This is a genomic window from Streptomyces doebereineriae, from assembly GCF_031845645.1.
GTDB classification, from domain to species: Bacteria; Actinomycetota; Actinomycetes; order Streptomycetales; family Streptomycetaceae; genus Streptomyces; species Streptomyces canus.
The window spans coordinates 11603-33931 of sequence record NZ_JAVREZ010000033.1; the positions used below are offsets into that span (position 1 = coordinate 11603).

The 22329-nt window shown below is 70.7% G+C and carries 20 protein-coding genes; 10 read left to right on the forward strand and 10 right to left on the reverse strand.

Annotation, left to right across the window (positions count from 1 at the left end):
* Positions 1-50 precede the first annotated feature (50 nt).
* Positions 51-1724 (forward strand): penicillin-binding transpeptidase domain-containing protein, encoded by a 1674-nt coding sequence (locus RNB18_RS48145; protein ID WP_311720502.1) that lies wholly within the window; start codon positions 51-53, stop codon positions 1722-1724.
* On the opposite strand, the gene RNB18_RS48150 is transcribed toward RNB18_RS48145, so the two are convergent.
* Complete coding sequence (locus RNB18_RS48150; protein WP_280858188.1) at positions 1721-2068, reverse strand: SsgA family sporulation/cell division regulator; 348 nt, start codon at positions 2066-2068, stop codon at positions 1721-1723. The genes RNB18_RS48145 and RNB18_RS48150 overlap by 4 nt on opposite strands.
* 168 nt (positions 2069-2236) lie before the next feature.
* Between RNB18_RS48150 and RNB18_RS48155 the strand changes: the two genes are divergently transcribed.
* The 6 genes from RNB18_RS48155 (at position 2237) to RNB18_RS48180 (ending at position 6997) form a co-directional block, all read left to right on the forward strand.
* A complete protein-coding gene (locus tag RNB18_RS48155; RefSeq protein WP_311720503.1) occupies positions 2237-3277 on the forward strand; it encodes an energy-coupling factor ABC transporter permease in 1041 nt (346 codons plus the stop codon).
* A gap of 1 nt (position 3278) precedes the next feature.
* Positions 3279-4040, forward strand: coding sequence for a cobalt ECF transporter T component CbiQ (cbiQ, locus tag RNB18_RS48160; protein ID WP_311720504.1), 762 nt, complete (start codon positions 3279-3281; stop codon positions 4038-4040).
* Positions 4028-4789: an energy-coupling factor ABC transporter ATP-binding protein gene (locus RNB18_RS48165; RefSeq protein WP_311720505.1), complete on the forward strand. Its 762-nt coding sequence runs from the start codon at positions 4028-4030 to the stop codon at positions 4787-4789. The genes cbiQ and RNB18_RS48165 overlap by 13 nt, the downstream gene beginning before the upstream one ends.
* Positions 4786-5247 (forward strand): MarR family winged helix-turn-helix transcriptional regulator, encoded by a 462-nt coding sequence (locus tag RNB18_RS48170; protein ID WP_311720506.1) that lies wholly within the window; start codon positions 4786-4788, stop codon positions 5245-5247. Before RNB18_RS48165 ends, RNB18_RS48170 begins: the two co-directional genes overlap by 4 nt.
* A gap of 107 nt (positions 5248-5354) precedes the next feature.
* The gene (locus RNB18_RS48175) at positions 5355-5801 is read left to right on the forward strand and encodes an organic hydroperoxide resistance protein (RefSeq protein WP_311720507.1); all 447 of its coding nucleotides are present in this window, start codon (positions 5355-5357) and stop codon (positions 5799-5801) included.
* 35 nt (positions 5802-5836) lie between these two features.
* Positions 5837-6997, forward strand: a complete 1161-nt coding sequence (locus RNB18_RS48180) for a serine hydrolase domain-containing protein (protein WP_311720508.1) — start codon at positions 5837-5839, stop codon at positions 6995-6997.
* A gap of 3 nt (positions 6998-7000) precedes the next feature.
* Here RNB18_RS48180 and RNB18_RS48185 read toward each other — a convergent pair whose 3' ends face one another.
* The 7 genes from RNB18_RS48185 to RNB18_RS48215 form a co-directional block, all read right to left on the reverse strand.
* Positions 7001-7276, reverse strand: a complete 276-nt coding sequence (locus RNB18_RS48185; protein ID WP_311720509.1) for a DUF1876 domain-containing protein — start codon at positions 7274-7276, stop codon at positions 7001-7003.
* A 128-nt stretch (positions 7277-7404) separates the two neighbouring features.
* Complete coding sequence (locus RNB18_RS48190; protein ID WP_311720510.1) at positions 7405-10140, reverse strand: bifunctional YncE family protein/alkaline phosphatase family protein; 2736 nt, start codon at positions 10138-10140, stop codon at positions 7405-7407.
* Between the two features lie 4 nt (positions 10141-10144).
* Entirely contained in the window at positions 10145-11494 is a 1350-nt protein-coding gene (locus RNB18_RS48195; RefSeq protein WP_311720511.1) for an ABC transporter permease, read from the reverse strand.
* Entirely contained in the window at positions 11491-12435 is a 945-nt protein-coding gene (locus RNB18_RS48200; RefSeq protein ID WP_311720512.1) for an ABC transporter ATP-binding protein, read from the reverse strand. The genes RNB18_RS48195 and RNB18_RS48200 overlap by 4 nt, the downstream gene beginning before the upstream one ends.
* A gap of 183 nt (positions 12436-12618) precedes the next feature.
* Positions 12619-13464 (reverse strand): DMT family transporter, encoded by an 846-nt coding sequence (locus RNB18_RS48205; RefSeq protein WP_311720513.1) that lies wholly within the window; start codon positions 13462-13464, stop codon positions 12619-12621.
* A complete protein-coding gene (locus tag RNB18_RS48210) occupies positions 13461-13970 on the reverse strand; it encodes a YbaK/EbsC family protein (protein ID WP_311720514.1) in 510 nt (169 codons plus the stop codon). Before RNB18_RS48210 ends, RNB18_RS48205 begins: the two co-directional genes overlap by 4 nt.
* A 42-nt stretch (positions 13971-14012) precedes the next feature.
* Complete coding sequence (locus tag RNB18_RS48215; RefSeq protein WP_311720515.1) at positions 14013-14774, reverse strand: 2-phosphosulfolactate phosphatase; 762 nt, start codon at positions 14772-14774, stop codon at positions 14013-14015.
* 139 nt (positions 14775-14913) lie between these two features.
* On the opposite strand from RNB18_RS48215, the gene RNB18_RS48220 reads away from it, so the two are divergent.
* Together RNB18_RS48220 and RNB18_RS48225 are read left to right on the forward strand one after the other, a co-directional pair.
* Complete coding sequence (locus RNB18_RS48220) at positions 14914-15237, forward strand: hypothetical protein (RefSeq protein WP_311720516.1); 324 nt, start codon at positions 14914-14916, stop codon at positions 15235-15237.
* Between the two features lie 48 nt (positions 15238-15285).
* The gene (locus RNB18_RS48225) at positions 15286-15915 is read left to right on the forward strand and encodes a GNAT family N-acetyltransferase (RefSeq protein WP_311720517.1); all 630 of its coding nucleotides are present in this window, start codon (positions 15286-15288) and stop codon (positions 15913-15915) included.
* A gap of 36 nt (positions 15916-15951) precedes the next feature.
* Here the strand turns inward: RNB18_RS48225 and RNB18_RS48230 are convergent, their stop codons facing one another.
* Together RNB18_RS48230 and RNB18_RS48235 are read right to left on the reverse strand one after the other, a co-directional pair.
* Positions 15952-18150: an MMPL family transporter gene (locus RNB18_RS48230; RefSeq protein WP_311720518.1), complete on the reverse strand. Its 2199-nt coding sequence runs from the start codon at positions 18148-18150 to the stop codon at positions 15952-15954.
* A 105-nt stretch (positions 18151-18255) separates the two neighbouring features.
* Entirely contained in the window at positions 18256-18858 is a 603-nt protein-coding gene (locus RNB18_RS48235; RefSeq protein ID WP_311720519.1) for a TetR/AcrR family transcriptional regulator, read from the reverse strand.
* Positions 18859-19042: 184 nt separating this feature from the next.
* Here RNB18_RS48235 and RNB18_RS48240 point away from each other — a divergent pair, with 184 nt between their 5' ends.
* On the forward strand, positions 19043-22288 hold the full coding sequence (locus RNB18_RS48240; protein ID WP_311720520.1) for a S41 family peptidase: 3246 nt from the start codon (positions 19043-19045) through the stop codon (positions 22286-22288).
* Positions 22289-22329: the final 41 nt, after the last annotated feature.

Sequence of the window (22329 nt, forward strand, 5' to 3'; positions counted from 1 at the left end):
ATGGATGAGGGCAACGGGGACCCTGGGAACTGGCGGAGGAAACGGAAGCCGTGGGTAGCAGAAGGCGCGTCGCCGAGCGACGGAAGACCAAGCCCGCCGTGATCGGCGGGATGATCGCCGTGGTCGTCGCCGGCGCCGGCGCCGGCGTCTACGCGCTGTATGGTGCCGGGGCCGCGGCCGACGACCGGACGCAGAACACGTCCGTGTCCGCCGAGGACCAGAAGCCGAAGGTCAAGACCGGACCGCTGTCGGCGACCGAGGTCACCACCACCGCGACCACCTTCCTGACCTCCTGGCAGCAGGGCAAGGTGAGCACGGCCGCCGCCGCGACGAGCGACAGCGCGGCCGCCACCACCCTCCTCACCGGCTACACCAAGGACGCCCACCTCACCGGCGTCACCCTCACCCCGGGCACCCGCACCGGCGACAAGGTGCCCTTCTCCGTGAAGGCGACGGTGACGTACAAGGGCACCAGCAAGCCGCTGGCGTACGGCAGTTCGCTGACCGTCGTCCGCGACACCGCCACCGGCAAGCCCCAGGTCGACTGGACCGCCTCGGTCGTCCACCCCGACCTCAAGGACGGCGACACCCTGGTCACCGGCGAGTCCGGGACCCCGCCGATCAAGGCGGTCGACCGGGACGGCGGCGAGATCACCGAGGCCAAGTACCCGTCGCTCGGCACGGTGCTGGACGGCCTGCGCGAGAAGTACGGCAAGAAGGCCGGCGGCAAGGCGGGCATCGAGCTGCGGGTGATCCGCGGGAAGGACTCCAAGTCCTCCGACAAGACGCTGGTGGAGCTCAGCAAGGGCACCCCGGGCACCGTGCGGACGACCCTGAACCCGACGCTCCAGGCGGCGGCCGAGGCGCAGGTCGCCAAGCAGGCCCGGTCCTCCGTCGTCGTGCTGCGTCCGTCGACCGGCGAGATCCTCGCGGTGGCGAACGCGAGCCACGGCTTCAACACCGCCTTCCAGGGTTCCCTCGCCCCGGGCTCCACGATGAAGGTCATCACCTCCTCGCTGCTGATCGACGAGGACCTCGCGTCCGCGGACAAGGCACACCCGTGCCCGAAGTACTTCACGTACGGCGGCTGGAAGTTCCAGAACGACGACAAGTTCGAGATCAAGGGCGGCACCTTCAAGGCGAGCTTCGCCCGCTCCTGCAACACCGCCTTCATCAGCCAGGCGGGCAAGCTGGACAACGACAGCCTGACCAAGCAGGCCCAGCAGGTCTTCGGCCTGTCCATGAACAACTGGGCGATCGGCGTCCCGTCCTTCGACGGCTCGGTGCCGGTGCAGAGCGCGGCCCAGAAGGCGGCCTCGCTGATCGGCCAGGGCGGGGTCCGGATGAACCCGCTGAACATGGCGTCCGTCTCCGCCACCGTCGAGTCGGGCACCTTCAAGCAGCCCTACCTGGTCTCCCCCTCGGTCGACAACCGCACGCTGGCCACCGCCTCGCGCACGATGTCCTCGGGGACGCTGTCGCAGCTGCGTGAGCTGATGGCGTACACGGCGGGCTACGGCACGGCGGCCGAGGCGATGTCCGGGGTCTACGGCAACGTGGGCGCGAAGACCGGCTCCGCGGAGGTCGACGGCCAGAAGAAGCCGAACGGCTGGTTCACCGCGTACCGGGGCGACCTCGCGGCCGCGGGCGTCGTCCAGGCGGGCGGCCACGGCGGCGACACGGCGGGCCCGATCGTGGCGGCCCTGCTGAAGATGGGCGGCTAATTCCGTACGGCTGCCGTGGCCGTGTACGTCCGCCGCAGGAACCTGAGCAGGGCCTTCTGCTCGAACTGCACCACCGACACCCCCTGCGGGGAGTGGAACTCCACCACGGCCTGCACCCGGCCGCACGGCCACACCCGCACCTCACCGCTGCCGACCGGCGCCCTGAGTCCCTGTTCCAGCAGCGCCCGCGAGAAGGTCCATTCGTGCGTGCCCGGCAGGCCGATCCGTACCGAGCGCGGGTCGGTCTCCGGGTCGTAGCGCAGGACAACCGGGATCGCCTCGTCCTCCGCGATGTCCACGTCCGAAACGATGTGGGCTCGCGCGTACTGTTCGACTACAGACATCGTGACGGGCCTCTCACGCTGCGTAACCTGTGTGGAAGCTGTGCGTCCACTCCCCTCCCAGCGTCGCACATTTCCCGTGTTCCGCCCCCTGGACCGAAAGCCTGCTGATTGCTGTTCGCGGCTCGGCCCTCTTGCAAAGAGTTCGCAACAAGCCACTATCATCGAACGGTGCATGTGCCTGACGGATTCATAGACGCCCCCATCTCGGCAGCGACCGGAGTCGTCGCAGCGGCCGCCGTCGCGGTGAGCCTGCGCGGCGCCCGCCGCGAGCTGGACGAACGCACCGCGCCCCTGGCCGGCCTCGTCGCGGCGTTCATCTTCGCCGTGCAGATGCTGAACTTCCCCGTCGCCGCGGGGACCAGCGGACATCTGCTCGGCGGAGCACTGGCCGCGATCCTCGTGGGCCCTTACACAGGGGTCCTCTGCGTCTCGGTCGTCCTGCTCATGCAGGGCATCCTCTTCGCGGACGGCGGCCTGACCGCGCTCGGCGTGAACATCACCGACATGGCCGTCGTCACAACGGTCGTGGCGTACGCCGTCTTCCGCGGGCTGGTGAAGGTGCTCCCCAGGAAGCGCGGCTCCATCACCGCCGCCTCCTTCGTGGCCGCCGTGCTCTCCGTGCCCGCCGCGGCCGTCGCCTTCACCCTGATCTACGCCGTCGGCGGCACCACCGACGTCTCCATCGCCAAGGTCGCCACCGCGATGATCGGCGTCCACGTCCTCATCGGCATCGGCGAGGCGGTCATCACCGCGCTGACCGTCGGCGCCGTCATCGCCGTACGCCCCGACCTGGTGTACGGCGCCCGCGGCCTCCAGCAGAAGCTGAAGCTGCGGGTGGACGGCCAACTCGTCGACGTACCCGCCGAACCCAACCCGGTCGCCGCCCGATCGCACCGCAAGGTGTGGATCACCGGCCTGGTCACCTCCGTGGTGCTCGCCGGATTCGTCAGCTTCTACGCGTCCGCCGACCCGGACGGGCTGGAGAAGGTCGCCGCCGACAAGGGCATCGACGCCAAGACCGAGAAGCACGCCACGGCGGACTCGCCGCTCGCCGACTACGGCGTGAAGGACGTCGAGGACGCCCGCCTGTCCGGGGGGCTGGCGGGCGTGATCGGCGTCGGCGTCACCGTCGTCGCGGGCAGCACGGTGTTCTGGGTGGTGCGCAGGCGCCGTACGGCCGACACCAGCCCCGTCGGGACGGGCGTCTGACGTGGGCTCCGGACACGCGCACAGGCTCTACCGGCACGGACACTCGCCGGTGCACGCCCTGCCGCCGCACACGAAACTCGCGGCGGCCTTCGGCTTCGTGGTGGTCGTCGTCTCGACCCCGCGCGAGGCGATGTGGGCGTTCGGCCTGTACGCCGTCCTCCTGGGCGTCGTCGCGTACGCCGCGCGCGTGCCGGCCGGCTTCCTGCTGAAGCGGCTGCTGATCGAGGTGCCGTTCGTGGCGTTCGCCGTGCTGATGCCGTTCGTCGCGGAGGGCGAGCGGGTCGAGGTGCTCGGGGTCTCCCTGAGCGTGAGCGGCCTGTGGGGCGCCTGGAACGTGCTGGCCAAGGGCACGCTGGGGGTCGCCGCATCGGTGCTGCTGGCGTCCACCACCGAACTGCGCTCGGTGCTGCTCGGACTGCAACGGCTCAGACTGCCGCCGCTGCTGGTCCAGATCGCCTCCTTCATGATCCGCTACGGCGATGTCATCACCGACGAGATGCGGCGGATGCGGATCGCGCGGGAGTCGCGGGGGTTCGAGGCGAGCGGCGTCAAGCACTGGGGCGTCCTCGCGAAGTCGGCCGGCGCGCTGTTCATCCGCTCCTACGAGCGCGGCGAGCGCGTGCACCTGGCCATGGTCAGCCGGGGGTACGCCGGTTCGATGCCGGTCATCGACGAGGTGACCGCGTCCCGGGCGCAGTGGTCGTACGCCCTCGCGCTCCCCGTCGCCGCCCTTGTCGTCTGCGTGTTGGGATGGGCCCTGTGAGCACTGCTTCCCTGGAGGTCTCCGGCCTCGCCTTCGCCTACCCGGACGGGCACCAGGCCCTGTTCGGCGTGGACTTCTCCCTCGCGCGCGGCGAGCGGGTGGCCCTGCTCGGCCCGAACGGCGCCGGCAAGACGACCCTGGTGCTGCACCTCAACGGCATCCTGAGCGGCGGGGTGGGCACGGTGACGGTCGCCGGGCTGCCCGTGGACAAGAAGCACATGGCCGAGATCCGGCGCAAGGTCGGCATCGTCTTCCAGGACCCCGACGACCAGCTCTTCATGCCGACCGTGCGCGAGGACGTGGCGTTCGGACCGGCGGCGGCCGGACTCAGGGGGCCCGAACTGGAGGAGCGCGTGGACCGGGCGCTGACCAGGGTCGGCATGGCGGAGTTCAAGGACCGGCCCCCGCACCACCTCTCCTTCGGCCAGCGGCGCCGGGTGGCGGTGGCCACCGTGCTGGCGATGGAGCCGGAGATCCTCGTCCTCGACGAGCCCTCCTCCAACCTCGATCCGGCCTCCCGCCGTGAACTCGCCGACATCCTGCGCTCGCTGGACGTGACGGTCCTGATGGTGACGCACGACCTGCCGTACGCATTGGAGCTGTGCCCGCGCTCGCTGATCCTGAGCGAGGGCACCATCGCCGCGGACGGAAAGACGGCCGAACTCCTCGCCGACGACGAGCTGATGCGGGCCCACCGGCTGGAGTTGCCCTTCGGATTCGATCCGCGGTCCGTGACAATGGGCGCGTGACGAACGAAGAGGACGCCGGATCGCTGCTGCTCGACGACCAGTTGTGCTTCGCGCTGTACGCCGCCCAGCGCGCGGTGACGGCCGCGTACCGGCCGCTCCTCGACGAGCTCGGGCTCACCTACCCGCAGTACCTCGTGCTGCTGGTGCTGTGGGAGCGCGGTCAGACGAGCGTGAAGGAGCTGGCGGCCGCCCTGCGCCTCGACTACGGCACGGTCTCGCCGTTGCTCAAGCGGCTGGAGAGCGCGGGGTTCGTACGCCGGGAGCGCGCGGCGAGCGACGAGCGCTCGGTGCTGGTGGCGTGCACGGGGCGCGCGGAGGAACTCAGGGAGCGGGCGGCAGCCGTCCCCGGCGCCCTCCTCTCCGCGACCGGGCTCGACACCACGGAGGCCGCGAGACTGCGCGAGGACTTGTGGGGGCTCGCGAAAAGAGCGCACGAAGCTTCTGAGCGCCCCCGCTGACCTCCTGTTACCCGAGGTTGCTACCCCCTGGTCATCCCGGGCCTACCTACCGGCCGGTACCTTGTGCACGATGCACTTGCGCACACTTCTCCGGGGGGAGACCAGCCATGCCTGAGGAAACCGCCGTCGACACCCGGCCGACGAAGATCATGTATGTCGCCGAGGCCACGGCACACGGCGGCCGGGACGGCTATGTCACCAGCCAGGACGGCCAGATCGAGCTGAAGGTCGCGATGCCGCCGGCGCTCGGCGGGGACGGCAACGGCACCAACCCGGAGCAGCTGTTCGCCGCCGGGTACAGCGCCTGCTTCCACAACGCGCTGATCCTCGTCGGCAACCGCGAGGGCTACGACCTGACCGGCTCCACGGTCGCCGCGAAGGTCGGCATCGGCCCCAACAAGTACCGCGGCTACGGCCTCGCGGTCGCCCTGAGCGTCTCGCTGCCGATCCTCGACGCGGGCCTCGCGGCGAAGCTGGTGGACGCGGCCCACGAGGTGTGCCCGTACTCGAACGCGACCCGCGGGAACATCGACGTGACGATTCTGCTTGGCTGAGGGGGGCACCGAGCGGCAGTAGAGGGAGTACGGGCGTGGACGTGAACGGCACAGTCGCCGAGGGCTTCGAGCCGGTCAGGGATGTGTTCGCGCGGAACTTCGAGGCGCTCGGGGACCGGGGCGCGGCGGTCGCCGTGTACCGGGACGGGCGCAAGGTGGTCGACCTGTGGGCCGGCACCAGGGACATCGACGGCACCGAGCCCTGGCGGCACGGCACCGCGCAGGTCGTGCGCTCGGCGACCAAGGGCGTCGCCGCCGCCGTACCCCTGATGCTGCACCAGCGCGGGGAGCTGGACCTGGACGCGCCGGTGGCCGAGTACTGGCCCGGGTTCAAGGCCCGCGGCAAGGAGCGGGTGCTGGTCCGGCACGTGCTGAACCACCGGGCCGGGCTGCCGGTGATCGACCGGCCGCTCACCCCCGAGGAGGCCCTGGACCCGCTGAAGGGCCCCGAGGCGGTCGCCGCGCAGGCACCCGCCTGGGAGCCCGGCACGGACCACGGGTATCACGCGCTGACGTACGGCTGGCTGCTGGACGAGCTGGTGCGCAGGGTGACCGGGCTCGGGGCCGGTGAGTGGATCGCGCGGGAGATCGCCGGGCCGCTGGGAGCCGAGTTCTGGCTCGGGCTGCCCGAGGAGGAGGAAGCGGCCGGGCGGACGGGACGGGTCGGACGGGTCGACGGCCCCGAGCCCACCGGCGGCCTGCGCGCCCGTCCCAAGCGGTCCGTCACCGAGGCCTACGACGATCCCGGCTCCCTCACCCGCCGCGCCTTCGCCGCGATCACCCCCTTCCCCGACCAGAACGCACCGGAGTACCGGGCGAGCGCCCTGCCCGCGACCAACGGGATCGCGACGGCCGACGGGCTGGCACGGATCTACGCGGCGCTGGTCGGCGGGATCGACGGGGTACGGCTCTTCGACCCGGCCACGGTCGAGCTCGCCCGCACCGAGGAGTCGGCGGGTCCGGACCGGGTGCTCGTCGTGAACACCCGTTTCGGACTGGGCTACATGCTGCACGGCAGCGCGTCGCCGTTCCTCGGCGCGGGCTCCTTCGGACACCCCGGCCGCGGTGGCTCCCTCGGGTTCGCCGACCCCGAGACCGGTATCGCCTTCGGCTATGTCACCAACGGGTTCCGCAAGACGGTCACGGCGGATCCGAGGGCCCAGGCTCTGGTCAGGGCGGTGCGGGCGGCCCTGTGAGGGCTACACGTTGATCGAATGGGACGTCCGCCCGGACGCCTCGTCGATCTCGTCGTGCGCCTTGGTCAGCAACTGCATCGCGATTTCGTTGAGCGCCCGCGCTCCCGCGACCTCCTCGCCGACCCGCGGCTGATTCGTGTCGCTGCGGTGGCGGCTGGCGTGTCCGCGTGCCCGTACCTCGCTCCCGTCGGGCAGGCGCACCAGCGCGACCGCCTCGGTGTGCCGTTCGTCCTCCCGGAACTCCAGCTCGACGTGCCATCCGACTGCGGTGTGCGTCATGGGGATCACCTCCGGAGACCTCTGCTTCCAGAGTGCTCCTCCCCGGGCCCTGACGCACGAGACCGGGTCCCCTGGCCGTGTCTCCGGATTCCGGCCGGGGCGGGTGTGCCCCGGCCGGACCGGGCTGTCTAGCCGTCGGACTCCGCCGACGGCAGGTAGGCGCCGGGGACGTCGTTCGGCGCGTAGACCTTGCTGTCGCCGGGGTAGGGCTTGGTCCAGGCGTGCGTCTGGTACCAGGTGTAGCGGTTCATCTGCTCGGCGTTGGCGTAGTCCGGCACGGCGTGCGAGCCGGTCAGCCGCTGGTGCGAGGCCCAGGTCTTCCACTGCGCCGCGAGCCCCTGCTCGGCCTGCGGCACCGCGGCGGACGTCGGAGCGGGGGCCGCGTCGGCGTCCTGGGCGGCCGGGGTGTCCGCGCCGCAGGAGGGCGTGGGGCTCACTCCGAGGGTCAGCGAGGTGCGGTTGGGGACCGCCGTGAACGGGGTGGTGTCCGCCTTCCCCGTGAACGCCCCGAACATCGGGGTGGCCGCGCTGTCCTTCTGGTTCATCGGGTGGATCCCGAGGATCTGCTCGACGGTGCGGATCATCGTGATCTGCGAGTAGTAGTGGCTGTCCACGGTGCCGTGCTGGGCGTAGGGGCTGATGATCTGGACCGGTGCCCGGTGACCGTCGACGTGGTCGAGGCCGTTCTGGGAGTCGTCCTCGACGACGAAGATCGCCGAGTCCTTCCAGTACGAGCTGTGGGAGATCTCGTCGACCATCCGGCCGACCGCGAGGTCGTTGTCGGCGACCTCGGCGGACGCGTTCGCCGGGCCGCCGGTGTGGTCGTTGGAGAACCAGAACATGTTCAGGTTCGCCGGGCCGTTCTTCTCGAAGTCCTGCTGCCAGATCTGCTCCTTGTAGATGTCCGGCACGTCGAGGTCGAACATCGGGAAGCCCTGCACCGACACCTTGTTGAGCGAGGGGATCGCCGAGCCGGTCTGGATGGGGTACTGGGTCTGCGCCCCGGTCGCGGCCATGTTCTTGCTGTCGCAGTACAGGTTCTGCCAGGTCGCGCCGGACGGCTTGGACTCGGTCGACTGGAACTCGCCGAAGTCCTTGACCGACTTCCCGGCCGCCTGCGCGCCGGTCCAGATGAAGCCGGACTTCTGGTGGCCGAGGACGTCGTTCTCGGTGTCGTAACTGCGCGTGTACTCACCGGCGGAAGACTCGGTGTACTCCGGGTTGTCCGACTGCATCAGCCAGTTGTGGCCCTCGGCGGAGTTGGTGCCGATGTCGTAGAAGTTGTCGTAGAGGCCGAACTGCTGGGCCAGGGCGTGCTGGTTGGGCGTCACGTTGGCGCCGAAGGTCGTCAGGGCCGGGTCGCCGTCGCCCTGCGGGAGGTCGCCGTAGACCTGGTCGTAGGTGCGGTTCTCCTTGACGAGCAGGAAGACGTGCTTGATCGTCGAGGGGTCGCCGAGCCGTGCCGGGACCGGGACCGGCTTGGCGTGGCTCTCGCCCTTCACTGTCGTGACGGAGCCGGGCGTCCAGCCGTTCTGCTGGAAGACCTTGGCCGTCCGGGACCTGATGACGAGGTCGCTCGGCAGGGTGAACTGCGTGAGGCTGGACGTGGTGTCGTGGGTTCCGTGGCCGGAGGCGGTGGTGGGGCGGCGGGCGTCTATGCCACGGGTGTTGGAGACGACGACCTTCTTGCCGACCGTGGTGATCTCGGCGGGGAAGTAGTCGGTGGGAAGCAGGCCGACGTAACTGGCGGGCTCCTGCGCGGACTTGTACCGGAAGACGGCGACCGCGTTGGCGCGGCCCAGCGTGACCAGCAGGTGGCCGTCGTCGGTGAGGGTGACCGCGTCGGGCTCGTAGCCGACCTTCGCCTCGGGCCACGGCTGAGTGGCGATGGTCTGGACGACCTTGTCCTTGCGGGTGTCGATGACCGACACGTTGTTGTCGGCGGTGTTGGTGACGAACACCGCGCCCTTCCTGGCGTACACGGCGGTCGGGTGCAGACCCACGTCGATGGTCCGGACGACCTTGTCCGCGCCGGTGTCGATGACGCTGACCGTGCCGGTGGTCGAGGCGCCCGTGTCGGGGTCGGCGGGCACCTGGGTGCCGTAGGAGTTCATGGTGGTCTCGCCGGCCCTGGCCGGACGTCCGCCCTCGTTGCTGACGTACAACTTGCCGCCGACCAGGGCGAGGCCGCGCGGGGCGTTGCCGACGGCCCAGCTCTGCTCGACGGTCCCAGTGGTGGCGTCGAGGGCGACGACCCGGTTCTGGCCGTTGACCGCGGAGTACACGGTGGAGCCGTCCGCCGAGAACACCGCGGCGCCCACCAGGGCCTGCTGGGTGCCGACGGCCGGGATGTCGACGGCCGTCGGGGTGGAGAGGGTGCCGTCCGCGTTCACGGTGAACCTGGTGTAGCCGTTCGCCTGTCCGAGCCACAGCTGCTTGCCGTCGGGCGAGTAGGTGGGACCTTCCTGGCCGATCGCGGCGCTGCTGATGCGCAGGTCGTCCGCGGCGTTGGCGCCGATCTTCTGCTTCACCTGCCCGGTCGCGAGGTCCATGATCACCAGTGCCGCGTCGCCGTCGGTGACCGCGGCCGCGAGGTGGGTGCCGTCCGGGCTGACCGTGGACGACATGATCTTGCCGTCGTTGATGACGGTCCGGCTGCCGTACGGCTTGAGGTACTGGTCGCTGGAGATGACCTCGCCCTTGGCGGTGCTCTGTGCGACCTGCTGGGTGCCGAACTGGTAGGTGGAGGCGACCGCGGTGCCGGTGACACCGAGGGCGACGGCGATACCGGCCGTCACCAGCGTGGTCCGGCGACTGAGGCGTCTGACCTTCTCGCTGCTCCGGCGCTGCCGTGTTACCTGCATGGGACTATCCCTTCGAGGTGGTGTCCAGCAGCGCGACGTTGCCGTCGAACTGCCACAACGGGTTCGGTGCGTCGCCGGTGGAGGTCCGCACCAGGAAGTAGCCGTTCACTTCCTTCGGTCCGTCGCCGTCGGCGACGAACCGCCCGTCCGATCCGACGTCCAGCTGATAGACAGCCGTCCCCGCCACCGGTACGCCGGGCAGGTGCCAGGTCACGACACACCGCCAGTCATTGCCCGCCCCCTGCTGAGCGGCCTGGCCGTCGCTCTTGGTGCACGCCGCCGAGGCCCTGATCCGGTCCTCGGTGACGGCGGGGCGGTGGAGTTGTTCGGTCTGCAGGCGGTAGAGGTGGGCGAAGGCCGTGGCGAGGGAGCGCTGGACCTTGGCCTGGGTGATGCCCGTCGAGTCGGTCGCGACGGCGATCCCCCCGACGGTGAGAGCGGTCAGTGCGGCCAGGGGCAGCACACCCACGGTCAACGCGCGGCGCCCACCACCGTCGTAGGCGAGGTTGGTGAAGTCCCGCCGGAGGAACAGCAGATGGGCCAGTACGGTCGCGAGCACGGCCCACGCCAGGCTGACGGCGACGCCGATCAGGAGCGGGGCGAGTTGGGCCGGGGCGGTGAACAGGCCGTTCCAGGAGAGGAAGGCGTAGCCGGGCAGGGCGAGGCGTACGGCGACGGGCAGCGGCAGCATCTGGGCGACCTGCATGCCGAGCGCGACCAGCGGGGGCAGCAGCAGCCCCATCGGGGACCGCCCGAGGGCGACCGACCCGAGCAGGCCGATCGCGGCGAGGGCCAGGGTCGGGGCGAGGGCGGCGACCCAGGCGAGCAGGACCCTTCCGGCGGCATCCGACGGGGTCAACAGGTGGCCGTCGAGGCCGACGAGCGGCTGGTTGCCGACGGAGGCGAGCCCGCCCACGGCGCTGGAGCAGGCCAGTCCGGTGACGAGCAGCAGGATGACGGTGAGACTGGCCAGCACCTTCGCCAGGAAGATCCGCCGCGGCGAGCGGACCGCCACCAGCAGGTACCGCCAGGTGCCGAGCCGGTCCTCGGCGGCGAACACGTCACCGGCGACCACCGAGGTCAGCAGCGGAAGCGCCCAGGTACCCGCGAAACCGAGCATCACCAGCGGTCCGGCCCAGCCGGTGGCGTGCATCCAGCGGCCGAACAAGGTGTCGGAGGGCAGCGTGCTCTGCTGGCTCACCCCGGCGACGAAGAGCCCCGGCAGGATCCAGCAGGCGACCACGAGGAGGCGGATCCGCCACTGCGAGACGAGCTTGACGAGTTCGAAACGGTAGCTCCGCGGGACCGAGACGGGCCGCACGGTGGTGGGGGCCGCGGTGACGGTGGTGGTCATCTGCTGGTCTCCTGGACCTCGGTCAGGGCCAGGAACGCGGCCTCCAAGGGCGAGACCACGGGCGCGAGTTCGCGCAACGCGACGCCCGACGTCACGAGCCGCGCCACCAGGTCGTCGAGAGCGGGCACCAGCGCGCGTACGACGAGCACGTCGGCGTCCCGCGTCTGCCGGCCGGTGTCGTCGGCGATCCGGATGCCGTCCGTGCCGTCGGCCAGCCGCCGCGCGGCCTCCGGGTCGGACGTCCGAACCCGGTAGTCGAGTTCACGGCTTTCGGCGGCCAGTTTGCCGAGCGGGCCCGAGAACACGACCCGCCCGGTGGCGAGGATGGTGACCTCGGAGCACAGCGCCTCCAGGTCGTCCATACGGTGGCTGGAGAGCACGACACTCGTGCCGTCCGCGGCGAGCCGGTTCAGGACTCCGTGCACATGCCGTTTACCGGCCGGGTCCAGGCCGTTGGACGGCTCGTCGAGCACCAGCAGCCGTGGCCGGGTCAGCAGTGCGGCGGCGAGCCCGAGCCGCTGGCGCATGCCGAGGGAGAAACCGCGGGTCCTGTCGTTGGCGACATCGGTGAGCCCGACCTGCTCGAGCACGTCGTCGATGCCGGCCGTACGCGCTTGTCGACCGCGGAGTTCGGCGAGTGCGGTGAGGTTCTGCCGGGCGGTGAGCGACGGGTAGAGACCGGGCCCGTCCACGAATCCGGCGACTCCGTCAGGCGCGGCGAAGGCCCGCCCGACCGGCACGTCCAGGATCTCCAACTCCCCGCCGTCAGGGACGGCGAGGCCCAGCAGGAGCCCGAGCAGTGTCGTCTTGCCGGCGCCGTTCGGCCCGACCAGGCCGTGGATCTGTCCCCGCGTCACGTCCAGGTCGACGCCGTCGAGCGCCACGACGTCACCGAAGCACTTGGTGATCCCTCGGGCCCGGACTGCGTGGAGTGCGTCCATGAGTCCCTTGCGTCCCTTCTTTCGCGGTCCGCCTGGACCCTAGGGACGGCATACGACCCGGCCACGAACGTCCGCCTGAACGCTCAGGGAACGGACCGTCAAGGCCTCGGCAAGTCGGCAAACGAATAGCCGACGTTGGGCCGGACTTGGGCAGCGCTTGGGACAAGCCCCCGAGACGGACGGCTAACCGGCGTGCAGCATCAGCCCGATGCCCGCGACCAGCAGCCCCGCCGCGACGATCCTCGGCGCCCCGAACCGCTCCTTGAAGAACACGGCGCCGATGGCCGCGCCGACGATGATCGAGGATTCGCGCAGGGCGGCGACGGGGGCGAGTTCGGCCTTGGTCTGGGCCCACAGGACGAGCCCGTACGCGGCCACGGAAAGGGCGGCGCCGACGAGCCCGACCCCTGCGAACGGCCTCAGTACGGCGACGAATCGACCACGCCACCGCGTGAGGGCGTACACCGGGATCACGACCCCCTGCACCGCCATCAGCCAGGCGATGTAACCGAGCGAGGAACCGGAGGCGCGCACGCCGAGTCCGTCGACGACGGTGTACGCGGCGATGGTCAGCCCGGTCGCCAACGCGGCGCCGATCGCCGACCAGTTGGGCCGACGGCCGCGCAGCCCCCACAGCGCGACGCCGGTCAGTCCCGCGCAGGAGAGGGCGATTCCGGCGGCGGCCCACCCGTCCGGCACCTCGTTCGCGAAGAGGGCGGCCAGCACGGTCACGACCAGGGGCGCGGTGCCGCGCGCGATCGGATAGGCCTGCCCGAAGTCCCCCAGTTGGAAGGACTTCATCAGCAGCGCGTAGTACGCGATGTGGATGCAGGACGAGGCGAGGAGATACGGCCACGCGCCCGCCGCCGGAACCGCCGCGAGCGGGATGATCGCCAGCCCGATGAGCATCCCCCCGCCCGAGATCAGCGTGAACCCGACCAGCTTGTCGGTGATCTGGTGCGCGATGGCGTTCCAGCTCGCGTGCGTGACCGCGGCGAGGAGAACGGCCGCGGTGACGAGCGGCGTCACGCGGTGCTCTCGCGGACGTCCACGAGAGCGGCACCGGCCTGGGCGACCAGGTCCTTGGGTGCGATGGGGAACACGGCGTACGGATTGCCGGCGGCGGCCCACACCAGCTCGTGTTCGAGCAGCGACCGGTCGGCCAGCACCCTGGTCCTCGTACGGTGCCCGAAGGGGGGCACACCCCCGATGGCATACCCGGTCGTTTCCCGTACGACATCGGCCTTGGCCCGGGTGACCTTGTCGGCGCCGAGTTCCTCCCGGACTCGCTCGAGGTCGACCCGCGAGGCCCCGTCCATCAGCACCAGCACGGGCACCCCGTCCGACGCGAAGATCAGCGACTTGCAGATCTGACTCAGCTCGCAGCCGATGGCCGCGGCGGCCTCGGCGGCTGTACGGGTCGCGTCCGGGAAGCGGCGGACCTGCGCGATGAGCTCGCCGAGGCCCAACTCGCGCAGGGCCTCGGCGAAACGGGGGTGGGCGGCCCCGGAACCGTGGGCGTCGGTGGTCGTCATGCAGGGCACGCTAGCGGTGGGTGTACCGGGCACGCGACCCGGTTAAGAGGTATGCACGGCGGTGAACGCGCCATCCACCAGCATCGGAACCGCCGTTGAGCCGTCCACTTCGGTGGCGATCTCGACGTCCTCGGCGAAGCCGTCGTCGATCAGCTCACGCCCGGAGAAACTCCCGGCCACGACGGCCTTGAGGTCGTCCACCTGCCGAAACGCGCCTGCGGCCACGGCCGCCTCCGGCGAGAGCGTCGCTCCCGCGCGTTCGTGCAACGCGGCGATGACGGCCCCCGCCCCGAGGAGATCCTCCAGCGCGGGCCGCAGACTCCCGTCGGGCCACCGCTCCCCGGCTGCGATCACGGCAACAGGGGTTCCGGCCGTCCCCAGCCCTTCCCGAGCCAGCCACTCCCCTACGGCCGTGGCGTTCCGCAGGGCCCCCGCGACCACGTGCTTCCCCTTGGCGGACGCGGAGATGGCGGAGCCGTTGGGCGAGGGGAGCACGAGCCGAGGCGTGAAGGGAGCGGCACGCAGGGCGGCGGGCGACAGGGACCAGGGCGCCCCGGGGCCGGCCGCCCTTCGCCCCACCGCCAACTCCGCGGAGTGCTGCGCGGCGAAGGCGACGGCGGTCTCGTCCCGCCAGCGGTACGGGAAGACGGTGGTACCGGCGTCGACGGCGACCGTCACGGATGTGGTGAAGGACAGCACGTCGACCACGACCAGGCAGTCCACGTCGGCCGCGAGGTGCTCCGCGCCGGTGGGACCCCACTCGAAGCGAACGCCGTGCGTCAAATGGAGTTCAGTGGCGCTCATGGTCTCCCCGGTGCTTGCTCGACGAAGGACGAAGCCAGGACAGTCACCGTACGCACAGCGGCGTCACTGACAAACCGGGCTTGTTGTAACGTCCTGGTCGTGACCGGGAGTTCGGGCACCGGCGTCGAGGGGAGTTGTCGTGTCGGCCAACTGGTTCGTGCTGATACCTATCGCCGCTCTCGTGCTGTTCGTGCCCGGTGCGATCGCCGTGCTGAAGCTGCAGAAGGCCTCGCTCAGGCGCATGGGGTCCATGCCGGTGACGGCGTCACCCACCGCGGATCGGACGGGATTCCATCAGTCGCCGCAGGAGAGCCGGGAGGAATTCGTCCGGAGGCACTGGCAGCGCTCCGGCCTGGTCGCCGACGGCGTGACCCTGGTCGATCTCTACGACCGTATCCAGGCCCTTGAGGAACGCGTCGCCCGAGCCGAGCGGCGGTCCGCGTCACCGCCATCGGCCGACTGACACGGCGGTTTCGTTCCCCTGCCCCCTCCCGTCGTGCAGGATGCTGCGATGACCCCGTCTCCCGCCGTACGCCCCTACCGCCCCGAGGACCGCGACGCCCTCGAGGACATCTGCGTCCGCACCGCCCACGCGGGCCGGGACAGCCGCCCGCATTACAAGGACCCCGGCGTCTTCCCGGCGGCTTTCGCGGCGCCGTACGTCCATCTCGAACCGGAGCTGGCCTTCGTGCTGGACGACGGGGAGGGACGGGCCGTCGGGTACATCGTCGGGACCGCCGACACGCCCCGGTTCGTGGCGGACTACCGCGCGACATGGCTGCCCCTGGTGGCCGACCGCTACCCGGAGCCCCGCCACGAGCCGCGCACCCCCGACGAGGAGATCGTGGCGCTTGTGCACCGCCCCGAGCGGATGCTCGTGCCCGAAGTCGCCGCCTACCCCGCCCACTTGCACATCGATCTGCTCCCCGAGTGGCAGGGGCGCGGGTACGGGCGCGCGCTCATGGAGAGCTTCCTGCGCGCGCTGCACGAGCGGGGCGTGGCCGCCGTACATCTGTCGATGGTGTCCGCCAACACGCCCGCCCGTGCCTTCTACGACCGTCTCGGCTTTCACGAGATCGCCGTACCGGACCCCGGGCCCGTCACGTATCTCGGCCGGCCCACGACAGAGAAAGGCCGGTGAGGGAACTCCCTCACCGGCCCTCTCACGCGGTGTGCGTCAGACGCGTACCAGCTCCCGGTCGTCGTCCGGATCCGCGTCCTTCTCGTCCTGCGTGCGCAGTCCCTCGCCCTCGACGTCGACGTTGGGCAGCGCGCGGTCCAGCCACTTCGGCAGCCACCAGGCGCGGTGGCCGAGCAGGGCGAGAACGGCCGGGACGATCGCCATGCGGACGACGAACGCGTCGAAGAGGACGGCGATCGCGAGACCGAAGCCGATCATCTTGATCATCGACTCGCCGGAGCTGATGAAGCCTCCGAAGACGGCCATCATGATGACCGCGGCGGCGACCACGACACGGGCGCTGTGCTTGAAGCCGGTGACTATGGCCTGGCTCGGGGACTCGCCGTGGACGTACGCCTCGCGCATGCGGGTCACGAGGAACACCTCGTAGTCCATCGCGAGGCCGAAGACCACGCCGACCATGAAGATCGGCATCATCGACATGATCGGGCCGGTCTCCTCGACGCCGAGCAGCCCGCCGAGCCAGCCCCATTGGAAGACCGCGACCACGGCACCGAGCGCGGCGAGGACCGACAGCAGGAAGCCGAGGGCCGCCTTGAGCGGGACCAGGATCGAGCGGAAGACCACGATCAGAAGGAGGAAGGCCAGGCCCACGACCAGGGCCAGGTACGGGATGAGCGCGTCGCTCAGCTTCTGCGAGAAGTCGATGTTCATCGCCGTCGTGCCGGTGACCAGGACGTCCGCGTCCGCCTTGGACGCGACGTCGTCACGGATGGCGTGCACCAGGTCCTCGGTCTGGGCCGAGGACGGCTTCGAGTCGGGGACGACCGTGATGGTCGCGGTGTCGCCGGCCTTGTTGAAGGTCGCCGGGGTGACCGTGACGACGTCCTTGAGGCCCTTGATGCCGTCGGTCACCGTGGTGGCCGCTGCCTTCGGGTCGTCGCTGTTCTTCGCGTCGACCACGATCATCAGGGGGCCGTTGAAGCCGGGCCCGAAGCCCTCCGAGAGGAGGTCGTAGGCGCGGCGCTGGGTCGTGGACGTCGGCTGCGAGCCGTCGTCGGGCAGGCCCAGCTCCAGTTGGCTGACCGGCAGCGCCACGGCGCCCAGGCCGACCACACCGAGCAGCAGCACGGCGGCCGGACGGCGGATGACGAAGCTCGCCCAGCGCGTGCCCAGGTTGGGCTTCGTGAGCGCCGCCCCGGTGGTCTTCTTGCGCTTCTCGCCCGCCGGGCGGATCTTGCGGCCCGCGTACCCGAGGAGCGCCGGAATCATCGTCAGCGCGATGAGGACGGCGATCACGACCGTGCCTGCCGCGGCGAGACCCATCTTGGTCAGCATCGGCACGTTGACGACCGAGAGACCGGCCAGCGCGATCACGACCGTGAGGCCCGCGAAGACCACCGCGGAACCGGCGGTGCCGGTGGCCCGGCCCACCGCCTCCTCGCGGTCGCGGCCCTCGGCCAGCTCGGCGCGGTAGCGGGAGACGATGAACAGCGCGTAGTCGATGCCGACCGCGAGTCCGATCATCGCCGCGAGTGTGGACGTGGTGTCGCCGAGGTCGAGCGGCTTGGCGAGAACGGTGATGGTGGAGACGCCGATCGCGACACCGATGATCGCGGTCAGCAGCGGCAACCCGGCCGCGATCATCGAGCCCAGGGTGAGGACCAGGACGACCGCGGCGATGGCGAGACCGATGGCCTCGCCGACTCCCCCCGCGTCGGGCTGGGCCTGGAGCGCGTCGCCTCCGACGTCGACGGTCAGGCCGGTGGCCCGGGCGTCGTCACCGGCGGTCTCCAGGGCGTCCCTGGTCGCGTCCTTCAGCCCGACGGCGGGAGCGTCGTACTTCACCGAGAGGTAGGCGACCGTGCCGTCCTTGCTCACCGCGTTGGTCGTGAACGGGTCGGTGACGGAGACGACCTCGGAGCCGTCGCCCAGCTCCTTGACGGTCTTCGCGACGGTCGCCTTGTTGACGGCGTCCGTCATCTTCTCGCCCTCGGGCGCCTTGAAGACCATGCGCCCGGTCGCGCCGTCGGCGCTGGCCCCGGGGAAACGCTGTTCCAGCAGGTCGAAGGCCTTCTGCGCCTCGGTGCCGGGGATGGAGAAGGAGGTGGATCCGGCGGCGGGCGCGCTGGCCGCGCCGACGCCCGCGAGGGTCAGCAGGGCCACCCATATCAGGGCGACGAAGTGCCGTCGCCGGAAGGCGAGCCGGCCGAGCCGGTAGAGGAAAGTGGCCACGAAGGCGTACTCCCGGTCAGGTCGTGAGGTTTTCAGGGCAGGGATGATCAGCCCGACGACGTGAGCGGTTACGTCAGGTGGAGGGCTTGCTGGGGTGACTGTGGGTCAGTCGTGCACGCCGAGGGCGGGGAGGACCACGGCGTCGATGTACGAAAGGAGGAAGGCCTGGGTCGGCGGCAGCTCGTCGATCATCGTGCGGGCCGCGAACCCGCCGATCATCATGTGGATCATGAACTCGATCGCCGGGTTGTCGGGGCGCACCTCGCCCCGGTCGACCGCCCGCTGCACCACTCGGCGGAACTCCGCCATCTCGGGTTCGATGAGATGCGCGCGGAACGCCTTCAGGAGATCCGGGTTGCCGTGGATCGCCATGGCCAGACCGCGCATGAGCGCGGAGTTCTGCTCCATCGTGCAGTCGTCCGAGCGCATGGTGAGCGCGTGCAGGTCGCCCTTGAGCGACCCGGTGTCGATCTCGTCGAAACCGAGACCGCCCGGCTTGGTGTGCCGCACCGCCTTCGCCACCAGCTCGGCCTTGCCGCCCCACTGGCGGTAGAGCGTGGCCTTGCTGGAACGGGTGCGCGCGGCGACGGCGTCCATGGTGAGGGCGTCGTAGCCGACCTCCCTGAGCAGTTCGAGCACGGCCTCGTACAGCTCGGCCTCACGCTCGGGGGTGATGCGGCTGCGACGCGCGGTCGAGACCTCGGTCATGTCACTCACCCTTTCCGCTCCGGGACTTCGAACGACACTGTTTCGTACGACACGAATGTAGCGCATTCCTCAACGAAACGAAACGGTTTCGTTCGTGTCGTGGGTCACCCCAGGTCGCCGCAGATCACCGCCGACCGATTTTTCATAAGTTGCTCCGGTCCATCCCCAGGAAAAGCATGGGGAGGTGAGCTATCTGCGCCTTCCGCATCTGAGCGGCGACCTGTTGTGCTTCGTGGCCGAGGACGACCTCTGGCTGGCCCCTCTCGACGGTCCGGGCCGCGCCTGGCGTCTGACCGTCGACCGCACCAAGGTCGGCCATCCGCGCTTCTCGCCCGACGGCCGCCACATCGCCTACACGAGCTGGCGCAGTCTCGTGCCCGAGATCCACCTGACCGACGTGGACGGCGGGCCGGGCCGGCGGCTCACCTACTGGGGCAGCGCGGACACCCAGGTCTGTGGATGGACGCCGTGCGAAGGAGAGAAAGGGGCCACCATCCTCGCCGTCGCCTCCCACGGCGAGCCCTTCTCCTACTTCACCTGGGCGTACAAGGTCCCCACCGACGGCTCCCCGGGCCGCAAGCTCCCCTGGGGCCCGGTCTCCGACATCCAGGTCGCCGACCGCAAGACCCTCCTCCTCACCGGCACCCCACCGCACGAACCGGCCGCCTGGAAGCGCTACCGGGGCGGCGCCACGGGCCGGCTCTGGCTGCACGGCGAACGCCTGCTGCCCGACCTCGGCGGCCACCTCCACTCCCCCATGTTCGTCGGCGACCGGATCGCCTTCCTCTCCGACCACGAGGGCGTCGGCAACCTCTACTCCTGCGCCCACGACGGCTCCGACCTGCGCCGCCACACCGACCACGACGCCTTCTACGCCCGGCACGCCTCCAGCGACGGCACCCGGGTGGTGTACCAGTGCGGGGGCGACCTGTGGATCGTGCCCGACCTCTCGACCGAGGCCCGCAGGCTCGACGTACGGCTGAGCGGGCCGCGCGCGGGACGCCGTACGTACCAGGTGCCCGCCGCTCAGCACGTGGACGGCATCTCGGTCGACGAGACGGGCCGGGCGAGTGCCGTCGTCGTCCGCGGCAGCCTGTACTGGCTGACCCACCGGGACGGCCCGGCCCGCACGATCACGGACACCCCGGGGGTACGGGTCCGGCTCCCGGAGATGCTCGGCTCCGTCGGCCAGGTCGCGTATGTGACGGACGCGGAGGGCGAGGACGCGATCGAGATCGCCTATCTGCCGCGGGCGACGGGGGACCGCGAACCGCGACGGATGGCGTCCGGTGAACTGGGCCGGGTTCTGGAGCTGGTCTCGGATCCGCAGGGCGAGCGCCTGGCCATCGCCTCGCACGACGGACGCCTGCTGCTGCTCACGGTGTCCGACAATGCGGCTGACGCCGCGGGCACGGAGGACTCCGACGAGCAGGTCACCGAGCTGATCCAGTCGGTCAACGGCCCGGTGCGGGACCTCGCCTTCTCCCCGGACGGCTCCTGGCTGACGTGGTCGCACCCGGGGATCGGCCGTTCCCTGCGCCAGATCAAGCTGGCCCGCATAAAGGATCGCCTGATTCTCGACGTCACCAACGGCCGCTTCGAGGACGAGAACCCGGTCTTCACCCGGGACGGCCGCTACCTGGCCTTCCTCTCCTGGCGGGGCTTCGACCCGGTGTACGACGTCCACACCGGCGACCTGTCCTTCCCGCTCGGCTGCCGGCCCTACCTGGTCCCGCTGTCCTCGGCGACCCCTTCCCCCTTCGCCCTGAACCCGGAGGGCCGCCCGGCCGCCGGAGGCCTGGACGCGGTCGAGGACGAGAGCGGTGAGGGCGGGGCGGTGACGGTCGAACTCGAAGGGCTGGAGAGCCGGGTGACCCCGTTCCCGGTCCCCGCCTCCAAGTACTCGGCGCTGCACCCGGTCGCGGGCGGTGGCCTGGTCTGGCTGCGCTGGCCGATCTCGGGCGCCCTCGGCGAGACCTTCGTGAACCCGGACGACACCTCCGAGCGCCCGACCCTCGAACACTTCGCCATCGGCAAGGCGAAGAAGACCGAACTGGTCGAGCACCTGGACTGGTTCGCGGTCAGCGGCGACGGCTCCCGGCTGGTCGTGGTGGACGAGGGCGACCTGCGCGCGACCCCCGCCACGGAGTCCGGCGACAGCGACACGATCGTCTGGATCGACCTGCGCCGCATCCTCCACGAGGTCGACCCGGCCGCCGAGTGGCGCCAGTCGTACGAGGAGGCGGGCCGCCTGATCCGGTCGTACTTCTGGGAACCGGGGATGTGCGGGATCGACTGGGGCGCGGTGCTCGACCAGTACCGCCCGCTGGTCGAACGGGTCGCCTCCCCCGACGAGTTCGCCGACCTGCTGCGCGAGGTCCTCGGCGAACTGGGCACCTCCCACGCCTATGTCACCGCCGCCCGCCGCAACGAGGGCCCCCCGCACTACCAGCGCCGCCAGGGCCTCCTGGGTGCGAACCTCGCACTCAGGGAGGGTGGTTGGACGGTCAAGCGGATCCTCCCCGGAGACTCCTCGGACTCCAAGGCACGCTCCCCGCTGGCCGGCACGGGCATCCGCGAGGGCGCGGTCCTCACCCACGTGGACGGCCGCGCGGTCGACGAGGTCGCGGGCCCCTATCCGCTGCTCGCGGCGGCGGGCGGTACGACGGTGGAGCTGACCTTCGCCCCACCCGTCGGAGGGGCCCGCCGCGTGGCGGTGGTCCCGCTCCTGGACGAACGCCCCCTGCGCTACCAGGACTGGGTGGCCAAACGCCGTGCTGTCGTACGGGAGTTGAGCGGCGGCCGGTGCGGCTATCTACACATCCCCGACATGGGCGGCTCGGGCTGGGCCCAGTTCAACAGGGACCTGCGGATGGAGGTCTCCCGCCCCGCCCTCATCGTCGACGTACGCGGCAACGCGGGCGGCCACATCAGCGAGCTGGTCGTGGAGAAACTGACCCGCACGATCCTCGGCTGGGACCTGACGCGAAACGCCCAGCCGGTGTCGTACGCCTCGAACGCCCCGCGCGGCCCGGTGGTCGCCCTGGCCGACGAGGCGACCTCCTCGGACGGCGACATGATCACGGCGGCGTTCAAGCTGCTGAAGCTCGGCCCCGTGGTGGGCCAGCGCACCTGGGGCGGAGTGGTCGGCATGACCGGCCGCCACCAGCTCGGCGACGGAACGGTGATCACCGTACCGATGAACGCGGCGTGGTTCGACGCGTACGGCTGGTCGATCGAGAACCAGGGTGTCCCCCCGGACCTGGAGATCCTCCGCACCCCACTGGACTGGGCGGAGGGCCGCCACGCCCAACTGGACGACGCGGTAACGCTGGCGCTGAGCCTGCTGGAGACGAACCCTCCGGCTACGCCGCCCACCTACCGGGACGTCCCGGACAGGTCAAGGCCGAAGCTTCCGCCGAGGTCTTGAGGGACACACAGCAACGCAGGGTGCCCTCCCAAGAATGAGAG

Excerpts from the sequence above, each read along its gene's own strand:
- RNB18_RS48210 (WP_311720514.1), bottom strand. The coding sequence starts at position 13,970 with ATGACGACCACCGACGCCCACGGTTCCGGGGCCGCCCACCCCCGTTTC.
- RNB18_RS48190 (WP_311720510.1), bottom strand. The coding sequence starts at position 10,140 with ATGCAGGTAACACGGCAGCGCCGGAGCAGCGAGAAGGTCAGACGCCTC.
- RNB18_RS48165 (WP_311720505.1), top strand. The coding sequence starts at position 4,028 with ATGGGCCCTGTGAGCACTGCTTCCCTGGAGGTCTCCGGCCTCGCCTTC.
- RNB18_RS48195 (WP_311720511.1), bottom strand. The coding sequence starts at position 11,494 with ATGACCACCACCGTCACCGCGGCCCCCACCACCGTGCGGCCCGTCTCG.
- RNB18_RS48225 (WP_311720517.1), top strand. The coding sequence starts at position 15,286 with ATGACCCCGTCTCCCGCCGTACGCCCCTACCGCCCCGAGGACCGCGAC.
- RNB18_RS48185 (WP_311720509.1), bottom strand. The coding sequence starts at position 7,276 with ATGACGCACACCGCAGTCGGATGGCACGTCGAGCTGGAGTTCCGGGAG.
- RNB18_RS48175 (WP_311720507.1), top strand. The coding sequence starts at position 5,355 with ATGCCTGAGGAAACCGCCGTCGACACCCGGCCGACGAAGATCATGTAT.
- RNB18_RS48215 (WP_311720515.1), bottom strand. The coding sequence starts at position 14,774 with ATGAGCGCCACTGAACTCCATTTGACGCACGGCGTTCGCTTCGAGTGG.
- RNB18_RS48150 (WP_280858188.1), bottom strand. The coding sequence starts at position 2,068 with ATGTCTGTAGTCGAACAGTACGCGCGAGCCCACATCGTTTCGGACGTG.
- RNB18_RS48235 (WP_311720519.1), bottom strand. The coding sequence starts at position 18,858 with ATGACCGAGGTCTCGACCGCGCGTCGCAGCCGCATCACCCCCGAGCGT.
- RNB18_RS48200 (WP_311720512.1), bottom strand. The coding sequence starts at position 12,435 with ATGGACGCACTCCACGCAGTCCGGGCCCGAGGGATCACCAAGTGCTTC.